Raw genomic sequence first — 16470 nt, forward strand, 5'->3', positions numbered from 1 at the left:
CAAACTTCTCTATGAAGAGTTGCCATGAAAAAGCCTTTTTATAAAATCCTGTACGTCCAGGTGCTGTTCGCCATCGTCCTCGGCGTGCTGCTGGGGGTGTTCCACCCCGAACTGGGCGCCAAGATGAAGCCATTGGGAGACGGCTTCATCAAACTCATCAAGATGATCATCGCCCCCGTGATCTTCTGTACCGTCGTTGCCGGTATCGCCGGCATGCAGGACATGAAGAAGATCGGCCGCGTCGGCGGCAAGGCCCTGCTCTACTTCGAAGTCGTCTCGACCTTCGCGCTGGCCATCGGCCTGGTCGTCGCCAACGTGATCAAGCCGGGCGCCGGCTTCAACGTCGACGTCGCCCACCTCGACACCAAGTCGATCGCGCAGTACACCGAGAAGGCGCAGCACCAGTCGACCATCGACTTCATCATGAACATCATCCCGAACACCTTCGTGGATGCCTTCGCCAAGGGCGACATCCTGCAGGTGCTGCTCATCGCGATCCTGTTCGGCTTCGCGCTGTCGATGATGGGCGAGCGCGGCCGACCGGTGACCAAGATGATCGAGGACTTCTCGCACGTGATCTTCGGCGTGGTGAACATCGTCATGAAGGCCGCCCCGATCGGCGCTTTCGGCGCGATGGCCTTCACCATCGGCAAATACGGCCTCGACGCCCTGCTGCCGCTGGCCAAGCTGATGGGTTCCTTCTACCTGACCTGCTTCCTGTTCGTCGCCATCGTGCTGGGCGCGATCGCCAAGTTCACCGGCTTCTCGATCTTCCGCTTCATCGCCTACATCAAGGAAGAACTGCTGATCGTGCTCGGCACCAGCTCGTCGGAAAGCGCTCTGCCGGCCCTGATGCGCAAACTCGAGCGCCTCGGCTGCTCCAAGCCGGTGGTCGGCCTGGTGGTCCCAACCGGCTACTCGTTCAACCTGGACGGCACCAACATCTACATGACGATGGCGGCCCTGTTCGTGGCCCAAGCCACCAACACCGACCTGACCCTGACCCAGGAACTGACCATCCTCGCGGTGGCGATGCTGACCTCGAAGGGCGCTTCGGGCATCACCGGCGCCGGCTTCATCACCCTGGCGGCGACGCTGGCGGTGGTCCCGACCATCCCAGTGGCCGGCATGGCCCTGATCCTCGGCATCGACCGCTTCATGAGCGAAGCGCGTGCGCTGACCAACTTTGTCGGCAACGGCGTCGCCACGGTGGTGGTGTCGAAGTGGGAGAAGGAACTCGACACGCAGCGCATGGACGACGTCCTGCATGGCCGCGTGCCGATCGAAGCGGACAAGGATCTGCAGCCGGTACGCGCCGCCGCCTGATCCGGTCAAGCATCCTCACGAACGCGCCCCTTCGGGGGCGCTTTTTTTGCCTCTCAGTCCGCCTACCCAGGACGGTAATCAGACATAGTCGAAACCGTGCTGGATGGTGGCCAGGACCTGGGCCACGTTCTCGGCGCTTTCACTGAACAGCACCAGCAGTTCGGCGCGGTCGAAGTTGGCCCTGAGCGACTTGAGCCAGTACGCGTAGCCATCGGGATCGGGCGCCCGGTGCAGCACATTGGTGTACAGCGCCGTCAGGAAGCTCTCGCTATCGGGATCGACGCCGTACTTGCGTTCGAATTCGCCGCTCGCCAGGAAGGAGCGTGCGACCGACAGCAGCGGGGTGCCCTCGTCCATCCGCTGCATCCACCAGCCCACGCCAGCCCCTTCGGGCTTGCGATCGAACGCCGCCTGGTACAGGCGGTAGACCTGGCCGCCGGCCCCATCGAGGTCCAGCGCATGCATGCCGTCCCCGAACTTGAGGCGTTCGACACTGGACAGCACCACCCGGTCGCCATCACCGCGGGTGACGACGAAGCCGGAGCCCGACTTGCTGATCGTGTAGGCCGAGCGCAGGCCGTCGAAGACCGCCAGGTCGAGCCCGTCCCTGCCGTCGATCAGGCCATTCGCCACCGTGTCGGTCAGTACGTCAGCGCCCGCCGTACCGAAGCGGACGTACTCCAGGTTACCGGTGGCCATGACCTGAGAGCTGCCATTGACCCGGAAGCTTTCGACCGCGTACTGGAAAGGGGCGTTGCCCTGCAGCGGCTGCAGCACCAGCTCCAGGCTGGCGCTGGCCGGCAGCGCGCCGCTGCCGCTCACCAATACCCGGCCCGGCTGGGTCACCGAGACCGACACCTGGCTGCCCGCGACACCCGGTACGAGCGCATCGACGAGGCGCAGCGTGGCGGCGTCGTAGGCCACCGTCACCGAAAACGCATCGGTCCCCTCGGACGCCCACTGCGTGGAGGACAGGGCGACCCGCAGCTGGCCATCGACGCCGTAGGGCGTGGCGCTGGCGCTTGCCGGCCGGTCGACCACGGTGATCGCGGTGTTGATGCCGCGCTGCTGCAGCTGTAGCGGCGTGTAGGTCGTGAAATTCCCGGCCTGGTCGCTGAGGATCACGCTGGTGATGTTGTAGGTCCCCGGCACCGTCGCCTCGGTGAGCTTGAAGCGGTCGACACCGAACCCAGGAGTGAGGTCTTCGAAATCGTCACCGCCTATGTATTTGTTCACTGACAAGGCGTCGCGCTTGCCCTCGCTGAAGTTCAGCTCGCGGTCGAACAGGGCGAGCGCGCTGGACACCCCCTTGCCCCCCGGGTCGCGCGCGCTGACCACGAATGCGTTCTGCGCGCCGGGCTTGACGGAGACGGTGCGCGGCAGCCACAGGTCGATCAGCTCCGCCGGCGTGGTATCGACCGTGCCTCCGGTCACGGTGAAGCTGGTCGACACACCCATGGCCTTGAGCTCGCTGGCCTCGACCACGCTCCTGTTGCCGACCCGGTCGACGATCTCGACCCGGTTCACGTTGTAGGTTCCGGGCGGCGTAGTCGGGTCCAGCACGATCGACTTGCTGGTTCGTTCCGGCGTGTCGTCCCGGAAGTCGTCGGCGGTCAGGCGGTTGCCGACACTGAGGGCGCTCGTCCGCCAGCCGTCCGTGACCAGGTCGCGGTCGAGCCAGACGGTCACCATGTCGACACCCTCGCCACCGGCGTCGCTGGCCTGGATGCTGACAGGCAGGATCGCCTTGCCGCTGCTGACGTCGATGATGGAAGGCAGGTTCAGGCCCTTCAGCACCGGCGCCGTCACATCGGCCGGGCGTCCCGTGACCGACAGCGTGGTATTCATGCCGAGCGCCTTGAGCTGCGCGGTCTCGTACTGGGCCACGTTGCCGGCTTTGTCGGTCAGCCAGACGCTGGTGACAGTGTAGGTTCGGACCGGGGTCTTGCCCAGCAAGGTGTAGTCGGCGAACGCGGCATTCGGCGTATCGTCGCCAAAGCCATTGGGCTGGGAAACATAGCCGAACTGCAGCATGTAGCCATCGTGCGCGAGAAGCTCGAGCTGCTGGTCCAGCCAGATGCTGACGTAGCTCAGCCCGGAACCATCGGCGCCGTCGTCACCTTCGACCTCGATGCGGAAGCTCTGGGGGCCCTTCCCGATATCGATCACGGAAGGGAGGACGAAGCGTTTCAGTACAGGAGCTTTGGTATCGGTCATGGCAAACGAAAGGCAAGACAGGTCAATCCTGCAAGTTTATCGTTATTACGTTAGGGAAAAATCACAGAAAGCCACGCGCGACGCCTGTGCGTTTGCTGGAGGCGCCCGCTTTATCCACGGCGCATTCAGGCCCGGCCTCGCCCACGGACGTCAGCCCTTACCCGTAGCACATAACGTATGTACCGCGCGCGAAAACTGTAGACACGCGTGTCTAGACAGACTATTCTAGGACGCATCAACCACGTGAGGACGCTCATGCCACGCAAACCCGATACCCCCAAGCCGACCCCGGCCGAACTCGAACTCCTGCAGGTACTGTGGCCACTGGCCTCCGGCACTGCCAAGCAGGTCCACCAGGAGATGCAGAAGACCAAGCCGGAGGTGACTTACGCCACCGTGCTGCGCCTGATGCAGATCATGCACGGCAAGGGCCTGCTGGTGCGCGACGAGAGCGAACGCTCGCACGTCTACGCTCCGGCCCATGCCCAGGACTCGGTCGAATCCAATCTGCTCAAGGATTTGATGCAGCGCGCCTTCGCCGGCTCGGCCAAGGCCCTGGTGCTGGCCGCGCTGAAGACCGGCATCTCGAAGAAGGAACGGGAAGAGATCGAGGAACTGCTGCGTGAAGACCAGCCGGGGGACAAGAAATGAGCGCCGGCGACATCGTAACCAGTCTCGGCTGGACGCTGGTGCACTTCCTGTGGCAGGGCGCGCTGATCGGCTGCGCCACCGCCCTCTTCCTGACCATGCTGAGGAACGCGAAACCGCAGGCGCGCTACCTGGCCGCCTGCACCGGCCTCGCCCTGTGCCTGGCCTGGCCCGCCCTCGAGCTGGCGCTGCGCCTGACGGGCGAGAGCGGCAAACGCGGCGACGCGATGCTGCTGTTTACCGCCGGCCTGGTAGCGGGTACGCCGGTCGACGAAGGCTGGGGCGCACTGCTGGACGACCAGCTGACCTGGATCGTGGGCACCTGGGCGGTGTGCGCGCTGGCGATGGCGCTGCGCATGGTCGCGGGCCTGCTGTGGATCGGCCGCGCCGCCGCTCACGAGCGCCAGGATCCTGCCTGGCAAGCACGCGTCGAGCGCCTCGCCGCCGGATTCGGCATCACCCGTGCGGTGCGCCTGCGCGTGGTCGAACGCCTCGGCAGCCCGGTCACGGCCGGCTGGTGGCGTCCCGTCGTGCTGGTGCCCGCCGCACTGGTCTCCGGCATGCCAGCCCACCTGCTGGAAGCCCTGCTGGCCCATGAAATGGCGCACATCAAGCGCCACGACTACCTGGTCAACCTCGGCCAGAACGTGGTCGAGACCCTGTTCTTCTACCACCCGGCGGTCTGGTGGATGTCGAGCCGCATCCGTGTGGAGCGGGAACAGATCGCCGACGATTTCGCGGCACGGACACTAGGCGAACCGCGGCGCCTGGCCCTGGCCCTTTCCGAGCTGGAGAAACTCCAGTTTTCCACCCACCACCTGGCCCAGGCGGCCAACGGAGGAGATCTTATGTCACGCATCAAACGCTTGATTCGCCCAGACACGCAGGCACTGAACTGGAAGGCAGCCATTCCCGTACTGGGCCTGGTCATCGGCGCGGTGAGCTTCGCCCATGCGGCGCCGACCAAGCCGGTCAAGGCCGATACCGAGGCCGTGCTCGACCTCAAGACCTGCAAGCGCCCCGATTACCCGGCCGAATCGATCAAGCAGAACCAGACCGGGACCGTTACCCGCGGCTTCCTGGTGGCGAAGAACGGCAAGGTGAAGGAATCGAAACTGAAGAAGTCGTCCGGCCACCTGGCGCTCGACGAGGCGGCGCAGACTGCGCTGCAGAAGTGCACGTTCAAGGCGGCCACCGCCAAGGGAAAGCCGGTCGAAAGCTGGGCCGCGGTGCAGTACGTCTGGACGCTGGAGTAAGCTCGCGGCTGCTGCTGTGCTACGATCGCTTGCCGGGCAGGGACGCCTGCCCGCTTCCGTGGATGAAGCACAGACAGAAGAATGGAGATCGCATGTCAGCCCTCAATCATTTAGCGCGACCAGCACAGTACGCCAGGGCCGGCCTGTTCGCAGTGGCACTCGCACTGGCGGCACCCGGGATCAAGGCCATGCAAGCGGCGCCCGAGTCCCGTCCCTTGATGGATACCACGACTTGCAGCAGGCCTGTGTATCCGGAAGAAGACGCACGGCTGAAGAACACTGGCACAGTGACGATGCAATTCCTTCTCGGCCCCGACGGCAGGGTGATCGAATCGAAGATCCAGAAATCGAGCGGCTTCCGCAGCCTGGACGAAGCGGCGCGCTCGGCGCTGGTCAAATGCCGTTTCCGTCCGCCGATGGTCGATGGAAAGCCTGTGCAGGCATGGACGGCAGTCCAGTATGTCTGGACGCCGGAATAAACTCCGGCAAAAAGAAAGCCCGGCACACCAGCGCGCCGGGCTTGCTCCACATGGGCGGCACGGGCCGCCCATTGTTTTCTTTCAGACCGCCGACACGTCCAGCTCGCAGCCGGTTGCCGACAGCACCTGTTCCTTGGTGACGCCAGGGGCCAGTTCCACCAGCTTCAGACCGGTCTCAAGCACGTCCATGACGCCCAGGTCGGTGATGATGCGGTCCACCACGCCCACGCCGGTCAGCGGCAGGTCGCACTTCGGCAGGATCTTGTGGCTGGTCGAGCCGTCCTTGGCGGTGGCGACGTGTTCCATCACCACGACCACGCGCTTGACGCCGGCCACCAGGTCCATCGCGCCGCCCATGCCCTTCACCATTTTGCCCGGAATCATCCAGTTGGCCAGGTCGCCGCGCTCGGACACTTGCATCGCGCCCAGGATCGCCAGGTTGATCTTGCCACCGCGGATCATGCCGAAGGAATCGGCCGAGCTGAAGTAGGCGGCGCCCGGCAACGCGGTCACGGTCTGCTTGCCGGCGTTGATCAGGTCGGCGTCCACTTCGGCTTCCGTCGGGAACGGACCGATGCCCAGCAGGCCGTTCTCCGACTGCAGGAACACCTCGATATCGTTCGGGACGTAGTTCGCCACCAGGGTCGGCAGACCGATGCCCAGGTTCACATAGAAACCGTCCTGCAGTTCCTTTGCCGCGCGCGCGGCCATTTCATCACGAGTCCATGCCATGTTCTGTCTCCGGTCTGATCTTAATTGGCGCGCACGGCGCGCTGCTCGATGCGCTTTTCCGGCGTCGGGTTGTGGACGATGCGGTGCACGAAGATGCTCGGGGTGTGCACCTGGTCCGGATCGATCTCGCCGATCTCGACCAGCTCTTCGACTTCGACGATGCAGATCTTGCCGGCCATCGCGACGTTCGGGTTGAAGTTGCGCGCGGTCTTGCGGTACAGCAGGTTGCCGGCCTTGTCGGCCTTCCATGCCTTGACCAGCGAGACGTCCGGCAGCAGCGAGCGCTCCATCACGTAGTGCTCGCCGTCGAATTCGCGGGTTTCCTTACCGTCGGCGACGATGGTGCCGTAGCCGGTTTTGGTGAAGAAGGCCGGGATGCCGGCGCCGCCGGCGCGCAGCTTCTCGGCCAGGGTGCCCTGCGGGGTGAATTCGAGTTCGAGTTCGCCGGCCAGGAACTGGCGCGCGAATTCCTTGTTCTCGCCGACGTAGGACGAGATCATCTTCTTGATCTGGCGGGTTTCCAGCAGCTGGCCCAGGCCGAAGCCGTCCACGCCCGCATTGTTCGAAATGGCCGTCAGGTTCTTCACGCCGGAATCGCGCAGCGCCGCGATCAGCGCCTCGGGAATACCGCACAGGCCGAAGCCGCCCACGGCGATGGTCTGGCCATCTGCCACGATGCCGGCCAGCGCCGACTTCGCATCAGGATACACTTTATTCATACCCGTCCCTTTTATAAGTTAAGCCGCACAGCTCTTCTGTACTTCAGAGTAGATTCTCAGCATAAAATACGCTGTACCGAATAACAATACCGTAGAAATACGGGCCGGACCTTGACACGCCGGACTTCGATCCAGATCAGATGAACGCAGCCCACGCAATCGATTACGAGATGATATTCCAGCATGCACCGGTGGGAATGTGCGTGTCGGTCAACCGGGTGATCCAGTCCTGCAACCTCGCGCTGGCGGCGATGTTCGGCTACGGCGAGGGCCAGCTGCACGGCCAGTCATTCAGCGTGCTCTACCCGACCATGGACGAATTCCTGCGCACGGGCGACCGCATCGTCCCGATCATGAATGCGAAGGGACGCTATTCGGACGAGCGCATCATGCGTCGCGCGGATGGCGAACTGTTCTGGTGCCACGTGACCGGGCGTGCGCTCGACCCGAGCCAGCCGCTGGGTGCGGGCGTATGGACCTTCGAAGATGTCAGCGAAAAGCGGCCGGTGTCGGCGGAACTGACTCCGCGCGAGCGCGAGATCGCGGCGCTGCTGGTCGAGGGCAAGACCAGCAAGATGATCGCGCGCGATACCGACCTGAGTCCGCGCACCGTGGAGATGCACCGGGCCAGCCTGATGCGCAAGTTCTCCGCATCGACCTCGTCGGAGCTGGTGCACAAGCTGGTGGGCGCGCGCTAGACGTCGATCGACCCGATCTCGATCACCAGGCCGTCGCGCTCCTTCGTCTTGATGTCGGTGCTGGCATCGAGCCACGCGCTGCGCCCGTCCCTCATGCGGCTGAAGTCGCCTGTCGCCCTTGCCCGTTGGCGTGTCGCTGATCATGTAGTCGGAACGCAGGGAGTTCCGATCACTCGATCGCGGCGCGCAGCACCTGGCGCTGGCCGTAGCTGACCGGGGCCGCATAGTGCAGGTTTAGGTCCATGAGCGCCTCCGGCCGCGGATTTCGCGCATCTGACCGTAGTCGTGGCCGATGTTGGTGAGCGGCGCGGCAGCTCAGACTCGGCCCATCAGCGGCTAACCTCCTTCTTCTTACGCATACAGGCTCCAGGCCTGGTCGCGGATACGGCCCAGCAAGAGCTTGAGGTCCGGGTCGAGACGGCGGTCTTCCTCGACCGGGGCCACGTCCTGGCCGAGCAGCTCGAGCATGCCGGCCAGCGGCGCCGGCAGCGTCTTGGCCGGGTCGACGCGCAAGCGCAGCCACACGCCCTGGCGCACCGTGATCAGGAGCGCGGCGGCGACCTGCTCGGTCAGTTCCAGCACGCGCAGGCAGTCGCGCGCGGCGATCGTGCCCATGCTGACCTTGTCCTGGTTGTGGCACTCGGTCGAACGCGAGAACACCGAAGCCGGCATGGTGAGCTTGAGCGCTTCGGCGGTCCAGGCCGAAGCGCTGATCTGCAGCGCCTTCAGGCCGTGGTTGATCGGCGCCTGCGCGCCCTGCATGCCGGACAAATTGGCCGGCAGACCGGCGTTGTAGCGGGCGTCGACCAGCAGCGCCATCTGGCGGTCCAGCAGGTCGGCCAGGTTGGCGACCGCGTTCTTCATGCCGTCCATTGCAAACGCGATGTGGCCGCCGTAGAAGTGGCCGCCGTGCAGCACGCGCTCGCCTTCGGCATCGATGATCGGGTTGTCGTTGGCGCTGTTCAGTTCATTCTCGATGCAGTCGCGGAAGAAGGGCAGCGCATCGGCCAGCACGCCGATCACGTGCGGAGCGCAGCGGATCGAATAGCGGTCCTGCAGGCGCTTGCCGTTGCGTTCCAGCTGGCCGGCGTACTCCAGGTCCTGGCGCAGCCAGGCGGCCACGCCCTGCATGCCGGCGTGCGGCTTGACCGAGAACAGGGTCTCGTCGAAATGGTGGTCGTTGCCGTCCAGGGCGAACGAAGCCAGCGCGGTGATGCGGGTGACCAGGCGCGCCAGGTATTCCGCGCGGTCGAAGGCCAGGCAGGCCAGACCGGTCATCACGGCGGTGCCGTTCATGATCGCCAGGCCCTCCTTCGGGCGCAGGCGCAACGGCGCGATGCCGGCTTCCTGCAGGGCCTGGGCGGCGGGCACCTGCACGTCGTCGCGCAGCACTTCGCGCTCGCCGCACAGCACCGCGGCCAGGTAGGACAGCGGGGTCAGGTCGCCGCTGGCGCCGACCGAGCCTTCGCTCGGGATCAGCGGCAGCAGGCCGGCGTCGAACAGGCGCACGATCTGTTCCAGAAGCCCGACGCTCACGCCCGAGAAGCCTTTCGACAGCGAGGCAAGGCGCGCCGCCATGACGGCGCGGGTCTGGCTTGGGTCCAGGTACGCGCCCAGGCCGCAGCCGTGGTAAGTGTAGAGGTGGTGCGGCAGTTCCGGCACCAGCGCCAGCGGCACCTCGACCGTGCACGAGTCGCCGTAGCCGGTGGTGACGCCATAGATGGTGCCGTCCTCGCGCAGCAGGCGGTCGAGGAAGTCGGCGCCTTTCGCGATGGCGGCGCGGAAGCGCGGGTCATCGGACAGGGCCGGGCGGGCGGTCCCGCGCGCGATGGCGACGATGTCTTCCAGCGCCAGGCGCTCGCGGTCGAAGCGCACGGTGCGCTGGGGAGTATTCAGGTCAGTGAGCTGCATGAGCAAGTTCCGGATCGGGTAGCTGCCAAAAATCGTAGAAGTTGAACCACTCTAACGAGACGCGCCTGACATGGTAATCGAGGCGGGTGCCATTGTTGCCCAGCATTTCGGTGAGCGCGGCCTCGTGCCTGCTGCGCGGTCGGTTCATCGTCTCGCGCAGGCGTTCGACCTGAAGCTCACAGCCGTCGCCCTAGCGGATGGCGAACAGTGTACAGCGGGCAGCCCGGCACCGGGGCCATGGCGTAGGGCCGATCGGGAAGGTGGAGGCCCGGCCCAGGGAAGGCGTGGCCACCACGCGCAGACTTCCTGACACGGGTACAAGCACGCCGGCGATGACGACGAATTCGCTCCGCTCGGTCCGTTCGGGCAGCTGCATCGCGACGGATGTGGTCGTCCAAGTTACCTGTATCAGGCGATCGACCCGGTGCAAGATCAGCGTCAGGTGACCAGCCGGTTGACCGATTCGCTCCAGCCGCCGGGCGCGAGCGTGCACACTTCGAAGACGTCAGCGAGAAGCGTCCTGTGCCGACGAAATCGATACCCGACGAACGCGGGGGGCCCCGCGCACCAAAACATTCCACGGAACATTCCTGCATAGGGAATGCCTTGAGCTCATTGAGCGAAATCAAGGCCAGTCTTGAGATAAAGCGAAAGATGCTCTTAATGCGAGCAGAACCGCTGGGTGCGCAACGGCGGCGCATCCCTTGCACCGGCTCAGTCAACCCAAGCCGGCGTCGCCATCCTACTCTGCCCGGCCATCAGTCGACCGCGGTATCGCACGCCGTGGACGTGATCGGCCAGGCCATTGCAGGCGATCATGAAGAGCAGAAGGGAACTCGACCTGGAACTCGTCACCGCTGCGCAGGCTGGCGATATTCAGGCATTCAACACGCTCGTCCGCCGCTATAAGACGCGGCTTACTCGCTACCTTTCAAGCTTCCTGCGAGATTATGGCGACACCGAAGACGTCGCGCAGGAAACTTTGATCAAGGCCTACTTGGGACTGCACAGTTTTCGTGGCGATTCCTCGTTCGCGACCTGGCTGTTCCGGATCGGGATCAATACCGCGAAGCGCACACTGGTGCACAACCGGCGCCGCTTCCCACCCATGTCGGAACTGACGGACGATACCGCTGGCAGCCTGCAGCACTCCGGCTCGGAGACGGACTTTGACAGCCCGGAAGCGACCATGGAGACGAAGCAGGTGCTTGCCAAGCTCAACACAGCTCTCGACGAGCTGCCGACCGAGCAGCGTACTGCCCTTATCCTGCGCGAGCTGGAGGGCTACACGTATGACGAAATCGCCGAACAGATGCACACGCCGGTCGGGACGGTCCGCAGCCGCATCCACCGCGCGCGCGACACCATCGCCGCCCTCCTCAGGAAGGACTGAAGCGGGAGTGGCTGCCCGGGCTGGACGTAAAACGCCCGGTGCATGGCACCGGGCGTCGCGGGTAGCCGGTCCGTACAGGACCGGCCGGGAGGGCACGCTCAGGGAGCGACGCCGACGGTGTGGTTCAGCTTGTTGAGACCGGTCGCAGCTTCCCAGGTATTGGCGTTGGCCATCTGGATTGCGTACTCCGGACGGCCACGCAGCGTCGCTTGCGGGTCAGGCAGGTTGAGCAGCAGATCGTAGGAGCCCTTCGGCATCGACGACGGCAGGGTGACGGTCTGGTCGATCGTTACCGTCTGGTTCGCCAGCCACTTGCGGGGGTCGGCGGCCAGCTTCACCGGATAGAGCGCACCGGTCGCGGTATTGCGGAACACCAGCTCGACGTCGCGGCTATTGTACGGCGCGGCCCAGCCAAGGTTCTGAATCGACAGGTTGACGGAGAACGCGCCACCCGGCTTGGCCGTGCCCGAGAACGAGCCTTTGGTCATGACGAAGCGGTAGCCCAGTTTCTGGTCGACCTGGGTGAAGCAGCCTTGCGACTTCCAGTTGTTCAGCACCGTGGTGTTGTAGTCCAGGTTAAGGTAAGACCAGTGGAACTTGGCCATTTCACCAATCGCAGTAGGGCAATCGCTGCGCGGCGGTACATAGCTGCAGGTCTCGCCCCCGGTCGGGACGTAGTTGCTTTCTGCCGCGAGGTAGGGATGCTCCACCGACGGATTCACATAGGTACCGTAATCCGACGAGTTGGACAGGAAGCAGTCGTTGTGGAAGCCCAGTCGCGCCTTGGCGGAACCGTTGAATGCTTCGGCAGCGGTCAGCGCGGTGCTGCTGTACAGCTTGGTCTTGAACAGCGGCATGCGCAGCTGGACCATACGCTCGGCGGGCACCACCGCCAGCAACTTGTCCACCACGGCCTTGCGATCAGCCATGTTCTTTGCGGTCATATTGTAGCTGTCGCCGTAGTTCTGGGTATTGCCCCATTCGCCCCATGCGCCGATCAGGCCGGCCTGCACAACGGCAATGATGTCCTTGTTGGCGGCAAGGTAGGGTGCCAGCTGGGTCAGATGGGTATTGACCATCGACGCGTTGGCGTCGGCCGGGTTGTTGTTGTCGTTGTACGCGAAACGCACGATTGCCTTCAGACCAGCCTTGCGCACCGTATCCATCTGCTGCTGGAACAGGTTGAGCGTGGTCTGGTTGATCGGAGAATTGACGAAGTTGCGCAGGTAGAACACGCACAGCATCATGGTTTCACCGTCGGCGGTGCGGAAGTTCGTCAGCTGGGTCTGGCTAAGCGGCGTTTCGCATCCCACATGGCGGTAAAAGCCGCGTTCCGGGTTGGCGATGGTGGCCGTGCTTGCGGTGTAGTTCACAGCGACCGCGGCGCCCGGGGCTGGCGTCGGCGTCGGCGTCGGCGTCGGCGTCGGCGTCGGCGTCGGGGTCGGGGTCGGCGTCGGCGTCGGCGTCGGGGTCGGCGTCGGCGTCGGCGTCGGGGTCGGCGTCGGCGTCGGCGTCGGGGTCGGCGTCGGCGTCGGCGTCGGGAAAACCGAACTGCGCAGCGACACGGCGATCACCGGCGAGACACGCGACGGCGCATCGCTCTGGGTGACGACACTGGCGATGCTTGGCGAACCGAGATCGGTCCGCGCCACGCGCACGGTCGCTTGCCCGCTGCCCGAGGCGTAGCTCACGGTCTTGACGAAGGTCCAGCCCCAGCCGCGGTTCGCGCCCGAATATCGGTAAAGGCGGCCGTTCTCCACCATGTAGCTGGAGCCGATGTTATAAGCCGGGTAGCCCGTGGTGGCGTTGCGGTCGGTGTCGAAATAGACACGCACCCAGGTCGGAGTACCGGTGTAGGCCAGCTTGACGGTAACGGTAGAGCTGTCACTGGTAACGGTAGAGGCGGCTTGAGCCAGCGCAAAGGGGCTGGAAATCAGGCCTGCACACAGCAGCAGGGTCTTGATATGGCGATGTGCGAAGAGCTTGTTAGCTTGCATTGATAGTTTCTCTTTGAAGATGTATTACAAAAACAGGACGCAGTAATCCAGTCGCCGCACGTGTAGTGCATGGCGGGAAGATCGTCAATGATGTGAAACCGACTGGCTTCGCGCTCAGTCAGGGCAGCGAGGGTGGCGCTGCATGGAGCAAGACGGGGATGAACAAGGAGGATGTGTGGCAACGTGCTGTTGCGGCCACGGTAGTCAGGAATTGCGTATTGCCTTGCATGGTTTGACCCTTCAGCTGAACTGATTTGCGTATTGCCATAAAGCTCCTCAATTACTGGTGGAAAGTGCGCATTAGACTTTCTTAAAAGCGATTAGTTCCAGGTTTCAAAAAAAATTTTTCTTTTGCGAAATTAACATCTGTTGGGAAATTCCATTTCGGCCAAATGTGATTGAACGGCGACAAGGTACTTACGTGGCCGGCCTACTGGTTGCCGGACGCGGCCGATCGTTGCGACATATCTAAGGGAGCGCGCGAGGCTTCGGCGAGGTAGCCAGACAAGATCCGCCGAGAGTAGATGAGCGGTGCCGAGCGAGCATGCGGATCCGCGCCGCGAGCAGCGGCGCGCACAATGGAGCGAACATGCGAATGGCGGCGCCGACGGGGCGGGCGGCGCAGCAGGCGGCGCCGGTCCGACCGCGGCCGATAGCGCTTAGCTGCGCTCTTTCGACCGCGCCGCGGCGGGCGGCCGGTGGCTCAGGCGATCGTCACACAGACCGGCTGAGGAGAACAGCGCAAGCCACATGTCGGAAATCTTCGCAATCGAAAAGCGGTCCCGCGCTTCGACCGCATGCGCGGCGTAGGCATTGCGCAAACTCGCGCTTCCCATCAGCCGGTCCAGCGCAGTCTCGAACTCCTGGCTGTCACCGGGAGTGACCAGACAGCCATCGCGCTCGTGGCGGATGATGTCACGCGGTCCGGTATCGCAATCGAAGCTTACTGCCGGCAAGCCGCAGGCCATCGCTTCGGCCAGCGTGTTGGGGAAGCCTTCGAAGTAGGAACTCATGGCATACAGGTTCGCATGGACATACCACTGGCCCATGTTGCCGACACGGCCCGGCAGCAGCACGCGCAGCCCCAGCCGCGCCGCCTGCACCTGCGCCTCGAGGCGGAAGCGCTCCTCCCCTTCTCCCAGGATCACGAGGTCCCACGAGGGATGGCGTGCAGCCAGCCGCCAGAACACGTCGATGAGAGTGGCGAAATTCTTTTCCTCGCTGAGGCGGCCGACAGCCAGCAGGATGCGCCTGCCGGGACGGCATACCTCGGCTGGATCCCGTACCGGTTGCTGCACCGGTAAAGGCCAGGGAACGGGATTGGGGATGACGGGAACCCGGCGCGCCCGCGTATTCGCCTGCAGCCATGCCGCGCACTCGGCGGTCAGGGCGACGACTGCGTCCAGGCCGCCATAGGCCAGCCCGCGTGCACGCTCGCGCGCTGCTCCCAGCGAACCCACGGCCGGGTAATTGTGCTCGGAACCGATCGCCAGCATGCCGCGCATGCCCCACGAGGCCAGCGCCAGCACCACGCTGGCAGTCTGCATGGCGGCGATCGCGACGTCGGGCCGCACGCTCCGCAGGATACGCCGTAGGGCGAGCGCACGACTGGCCGTCCGGGCCGCTCCCGCCAGGAGTCGGCCGCCGCGCGCTGCAGGAGCGAGACAGGCGCGACGGATGCGCGGATCCAGCGCATAGAAGTCTGTCGCTCGCGGCGCCACCGTCACGAGGGTGAGCTCCCAACCCATGGCCGCCCAGTGGTTGGCAAGGTTGGAAACGACGCGTTCGGCGCCGCCGTTCTCGAGGGAATGGACGTACATCAGTAGTTTCATGTCGGATTCCCTGTCGCGTCGAATTGGCTCATTCCGCCCGCACGCGGAAGTGCGGCGCCAGCTCGAACGGCCCGGCCAGCGCCCCCAGGTTGCGGTCGAGGAGCACGATGCCGGGTGACTCGCTGCGCGACGGATTCGACAGGACCCTGCCGCCAAACGGGCCGGCCACCGCGCCGTGCAGCTCGATCCGGTCCCAGACGCGCGCGGTGCGCGTGCGAATGCCTCCGTCTTCATGATCGAAGCTGAACAGATTGCGCGCGCCGTCAACGTGGAACAGGTCGACCGTGGCGTCGATATCGCGCATGCTGCCGTGGCGTTCCGGCCCCTGGTGGTAGAAGTGAACATAACTGGCATGAATGCAGGCGCCGCTGGCCCGGACGCGCACGCGCACCTGCTCCACGTCTCCCATGCTGGCGCCGCCCGATACCAACGCAACCAGGCCGTTGCTTCCAGGCCAATCCTGCGTGCAGTTCACGTCGATCCCGATGTCCGCGTCGCGCAGCGCATTGGCGATGAAGGCGCGGCGCACGTTGTGGCACACCAGGTCGACCGCGACACCTTCGCGGATGAAACTGGCGCCGACGCCATAGTAGGCGTTGCGCACTTCGCCGTGCACGCTGAGGCCGGCCATGTAGCGGCGCGTGGCGGGGTTATTGTTCGAGGCGAGCAGCCCCAGGACCCGGTCGGCATGGCAGTCGACCATCCGAAACTGCTCGCTCGCGGCGTCGGCCTGCAGGCCCACACAATACATGCCCTGCCAGTCCACCCAGGGCGTAAAGCCACGGTCCTCGAAGCTGGCGCCGGCGATCGTTACGTTGGAGTAATTGAAAAAATAAAACAAGCTGGGCATCACTCTGGCACTTGTTTCGGCCCGGAACAGTGCTCCATAGGCAGAAATGGCGATATCGCGCGCGTCGCGCACCAGGACGACCGGGTCCGGACGGGCTCGCGGGCCGAAATCGTAGACGCCCGCCGGCACCAGCAGGGTACCGCCACCGGCACGTCGCAAGGCGTCGAAAGCCAGGCCGAAGGCGCGTACCAGCACCGGCGCGGCCGCTCCCGGCACTCCACCATGCGCGGCCAGGTCGGCCACCGCAGAGGGCACGACGGCGCCGCCGGTCCCTCCCACCACGCCGCGGTCGGGACGTCGGCCGGGTGCGTCGACGGTACGCGCGGGCAGGAACCCGGCCAGCCCGGCCGCCATGATGCCGAGCAGACGTCGGCGGCCGTCACGGCGTAGTGGCGGCGCACGCATCGCTTCC

Annotated in this window: 13 protein-coding genes; 6 read left to right on the plus strand and 7 right to left on the minus strand. The window is 64.8% G+C overall.

Going from position 1 to position 16470, the window contains the following annotated elements; all coding sequences use genetic code 11:
- The first annotated feature begins 24 nt into the window (after positions 1 to 24).
- A complete protein-coding gene (locus tag GV068_RS10495; RefSeq protein ID WP_159697266.1) occupies positions 25 to 1326 on the plus strand; it encodes a dicarboxylate/amino acid:cation symporter in 1302 nt (433 codons plus the stop codon).
- 78 nt (positions 1327 to 1404) lie between these two features.
- Here the strand turns inward: GV068_RS10495 and GV068_RS10500 are convergent, their stop codons facing one another.
- Complete coding sequence (locus GV068_RS10500) at positions 1405 to 3543, minus strand: DUF4214 domain-containing protein (RefSeq protein ID WP_159697267.1); 2139 nt, start codon at positions 3541 to 3543, stop codon at positions 1405 to 1407.
- A 255-nt stretch (positions 3544 to 3798) separates the two neighbouring features.
- On the opposite strand from GV068_RS10500, the gene GV068_RS10505 reads away from it, so the two are divergent.
- The 3 genes from GV068_RS10505 (at position 3799) to GV068_RS10515 (ending at position 5926) form a co-directional block, all read left to right on the plus strand.
- Positions 3799 to 4194, plus strand: coding sequence for a BlaI/MecI/CopY family transcriptional regulator (locus GV068_RS10505; RefSeq protein WP_159697268.1), 396 nt, complete (start codon positions 3799 to 3801; stop codon positions 4192 to 4194).
- Positions 4191 to 5447: a M56 family metallopeptidase gene (locus tag GV068_RS10510; RefSeq protein WP_159697269.1), complete on the plus strand. Its 1257-nt coding sequence runs from the start codon at positions 4191 to 4193 to the stop codon at positions 5445 to 5447. The genes GV068_RS10505 and GV068_RS10510 overlap by 4 nt, the downstream gene beginning before the upstream one ends.
- A gap of 92 nt (positions 5448 to 5539) precedes the next feature.
- Positions 5540 to 5926 (plus strand): energy transducer TonB, encoded by a 387-nt coding sequence (locus GV068_RS10515; RefSeq protein WP_229464018.1) that lies wholly within the window; start codon positions 5540 to 5542, stop codon positions 5924 to 5926.
- Positions 5927 to 6007: 81 nt separating this feature from the next.
- Here GV068_RS10515 and GV068_RS10520 read toward each other — a convergent pair whose 3' ends face one another.
- Positions 6008 to 6658 carry a 3-oxoacid CoA-transferase subunit B gene (locus GV068_RS10520; protein ID WP_159697271.1) on the minus strand — a complete coding sequence of 217 codons (651 nt, stop codon included), beginning with the start codon at positions 6656 to 6658 and terminating at the stop codon, positions 6008 to 6010.
- Between the two features lie 20 nt (positions 6659 to 6678).
- Positions 6679 to 7377, minus strand: coding sequence for a CoA transferase subunit A (locus tag GV068_RS10525; protein ID WP_159697272.1), 699 nt, complete (start codon positions 7375 to 7377; stop codon positions 6679 to 6681).
- 140 nt (positions 7378 to 7517) lie between these two features.
- On the opposite strand from GV068_RS10525, the gene GV068_RS10530 reads away from it, so the two are divergent.
- Positions 7518 to 8075 (plus strand): PAS and helix-turn-helix domain-containing protein, encoded by a 558-nt coding sequence (locus GV068_RS10530; RefSeq protein WP_159697273.1) that lies wholly within the window; start codon positions 7518 to 7520, stop codon positions 8073 to 8075.
- Positions 8076 to 8426: 351 nt separating this feature from the next.
- Here the strand turns inward: GV068_RS10530 and hutH are convergent, their stop codons facing one another.
- Positions 8427 to 9986 (minus strand): histidine ammonia-lyase, encoded by a 1560-nt coding sequence (hutH, locus tag GV068_RS10535; protein WP_159697274.1) that lies wholly within the window; start codon positions 9984 to 9986, stop codon positions 8427 to 8429.
- Between the two features lie 817 nt (positions 9987 to 10803).
- On the opposite strand from hutH, the gene GV068_RS10540 reads away from it, so the two are divergent.
- Entirely contained in the window at positions 10804 to 11379 is a 576-nt protein-coding gene (locus tag GV068_RS10540; protein WP_159697275.1) for a sigma-70 family RNA polymerase sigma factor, read from the plus strand.
- A gap of 98 nt (positions 11380 to 11477) precedes the next feature.
- On the opposite strand, the gene GV068_RS10545 is transcribed toward GV068_RS10540, so the two are convergent.
- The 3 genes from GV068_RS10545 to GV068_RS10555 all read right to left on the minus strand — a co-directional run bounded on the left by GV068_RS10545 (position 11478) and on the right by GV068_RS10555 (position 16463).
- Positions 11478 to 13376 (minus strand): DUF4832 domain-containing protein, encoded by a 1899-nt coding sequence (locus GV068_RS10545; protein WP_159697276.1) that lies wholly within the window; start codon positions 13374 to 13376, stop codon positions 11478 to 11480.
- A 659-nt stretch (positions 13377 to 14035) separates the two neighbouring features.
- Positions 14036 to 15208 carry a glycosyltransferase family 4 protein gene (locus GV068_RS10550; protein WP_159697277.1) on the minus strand — a complete coding sequence of 391 codons (1173 nt, stop codon included), beginning with the start codon at positions 15206 to 15208 and terminating at the stop codon, positions 14036 to 14038.
- 28 nt (positions 15209 to 15236) lie between these two features.
- Positions 15237 to 16463, minus strand: coding sequence for a hypothetical protein (locus GV068_RS10555; protein WP_159697278.1), 1227 nt, complete (start codon positions 16461 to 16463; stop codon positions 15237 to 15239).
- Between the last annotated feature and the right edge of the window lie 7 nt (positions 16464 to 16470).

Origin of the sequence: Massilia sp. 9I (assembly GCF_902506415.1) — a bacterium.
Lineage (GTDB): Bacteria > Pseudomonadota > Gammaproteobacteria > Burkholderiales > Burkholderiaceae_D > Telluria.

What these genes read in the sequence shown, in the direction of transcription:
- GV068_RS10495 (WP_159697266.1), top strand. Translation starts at nt 25, where the DNA reads ATGAAAAAGCCTTTTTATAAAATCCTGTACGTCCAGGTGCTGTTCGCC.
- GV068_RS10500 (WP_159697267.1), bottom strand. Translation starts at nt 3,543, where the DNA reads ATGACCGATACCAAAGCTCCTGTACTGAAACGCTTCGTCCTCCCTTCC.
- GV068_RS10505 (WP_159697268.1), top strand. Translation starts at nt 3,799, where the DNA reads ATGCCACGCAAACCCGATACCCCCAAGCCGACCCCGGCCGAACTCGAA.
- GV068_RS10510 (WP_159697269.1), top strand. Translation starts at nt 4,191, where the DNA reads ATGAGCGCCGGCGACATCGTAACCAGTCTCGGCTGGACGCTGGTGCAC.
- GV068_RS10515 (WP_229464018.1), top strand. Translation starts at nt 5,540, where the DNA reads ATGTCAGCCCTCAATCATTTAGCGCGACCAGCACAGTACGCCAGGGCC.
- GV068_RS10520 (WP_159697271.1), bottom strand. Translation starts at nt 6,658, where the DNA reads ATGGCATGGACTCGTGATGAAATGGCCGCGCGCGCGGCAAAGGAACTG.
- GV068_RS10525 (WP_159697272.1), bottom strand. Translation starts at nt 7,377, where the DNA reads ATGAATAAAGTGTATCCTGATGCGAAGTCGGCGCTGGCCGGCATCGTG.
- GV068_RS10530 (WP_159697273.1), top strand. Translation starts at nt 7,518, where the DNA reads ATGAACGCAGCCCACGCAATCGATTACGAGATGATATTCCAGCATGCA.
- hutH (WP_159697274.1), bottom strand. Translation starts at nt 9,986, where the DNA reads ATGCAGCTCACTGACCTGAATACTCCCCAGCGCACCGTGCGCTTCGAC.
- GV068_RS10540 (WP_159697275.1), top strand. Translation starts at nt 10,804, where the DNA reads ATGAAGAGCAGAAGGGAACTCGACCTGGAACTCGTCACCGCTGCGCAG.
- GV068_RS10545 (WP_159697276.1), bottom strand. Translation starts at nt 13,376, where the DNA reads ATGCAAGCTAACAAGCTCTTCGCACATCGCCATATCAAGACCCTGCTG.
- GV068_RS10550 (WP_159697277.1), bottom strand. Translation starts at nt 15,208, where the DNA reads ATGAAACTACTGATGTACGTCCATTCCCTCGAGAACGGCGGCGCCGAA.
- GV068_RS10555 (WP_159697278.1), bottom strand. Translation starts at nt 16,463, where the DNA reads ATGCGTGCGCCGCCACTACGCCGTGACGGCCGCCGACGTCTGCTCGGC.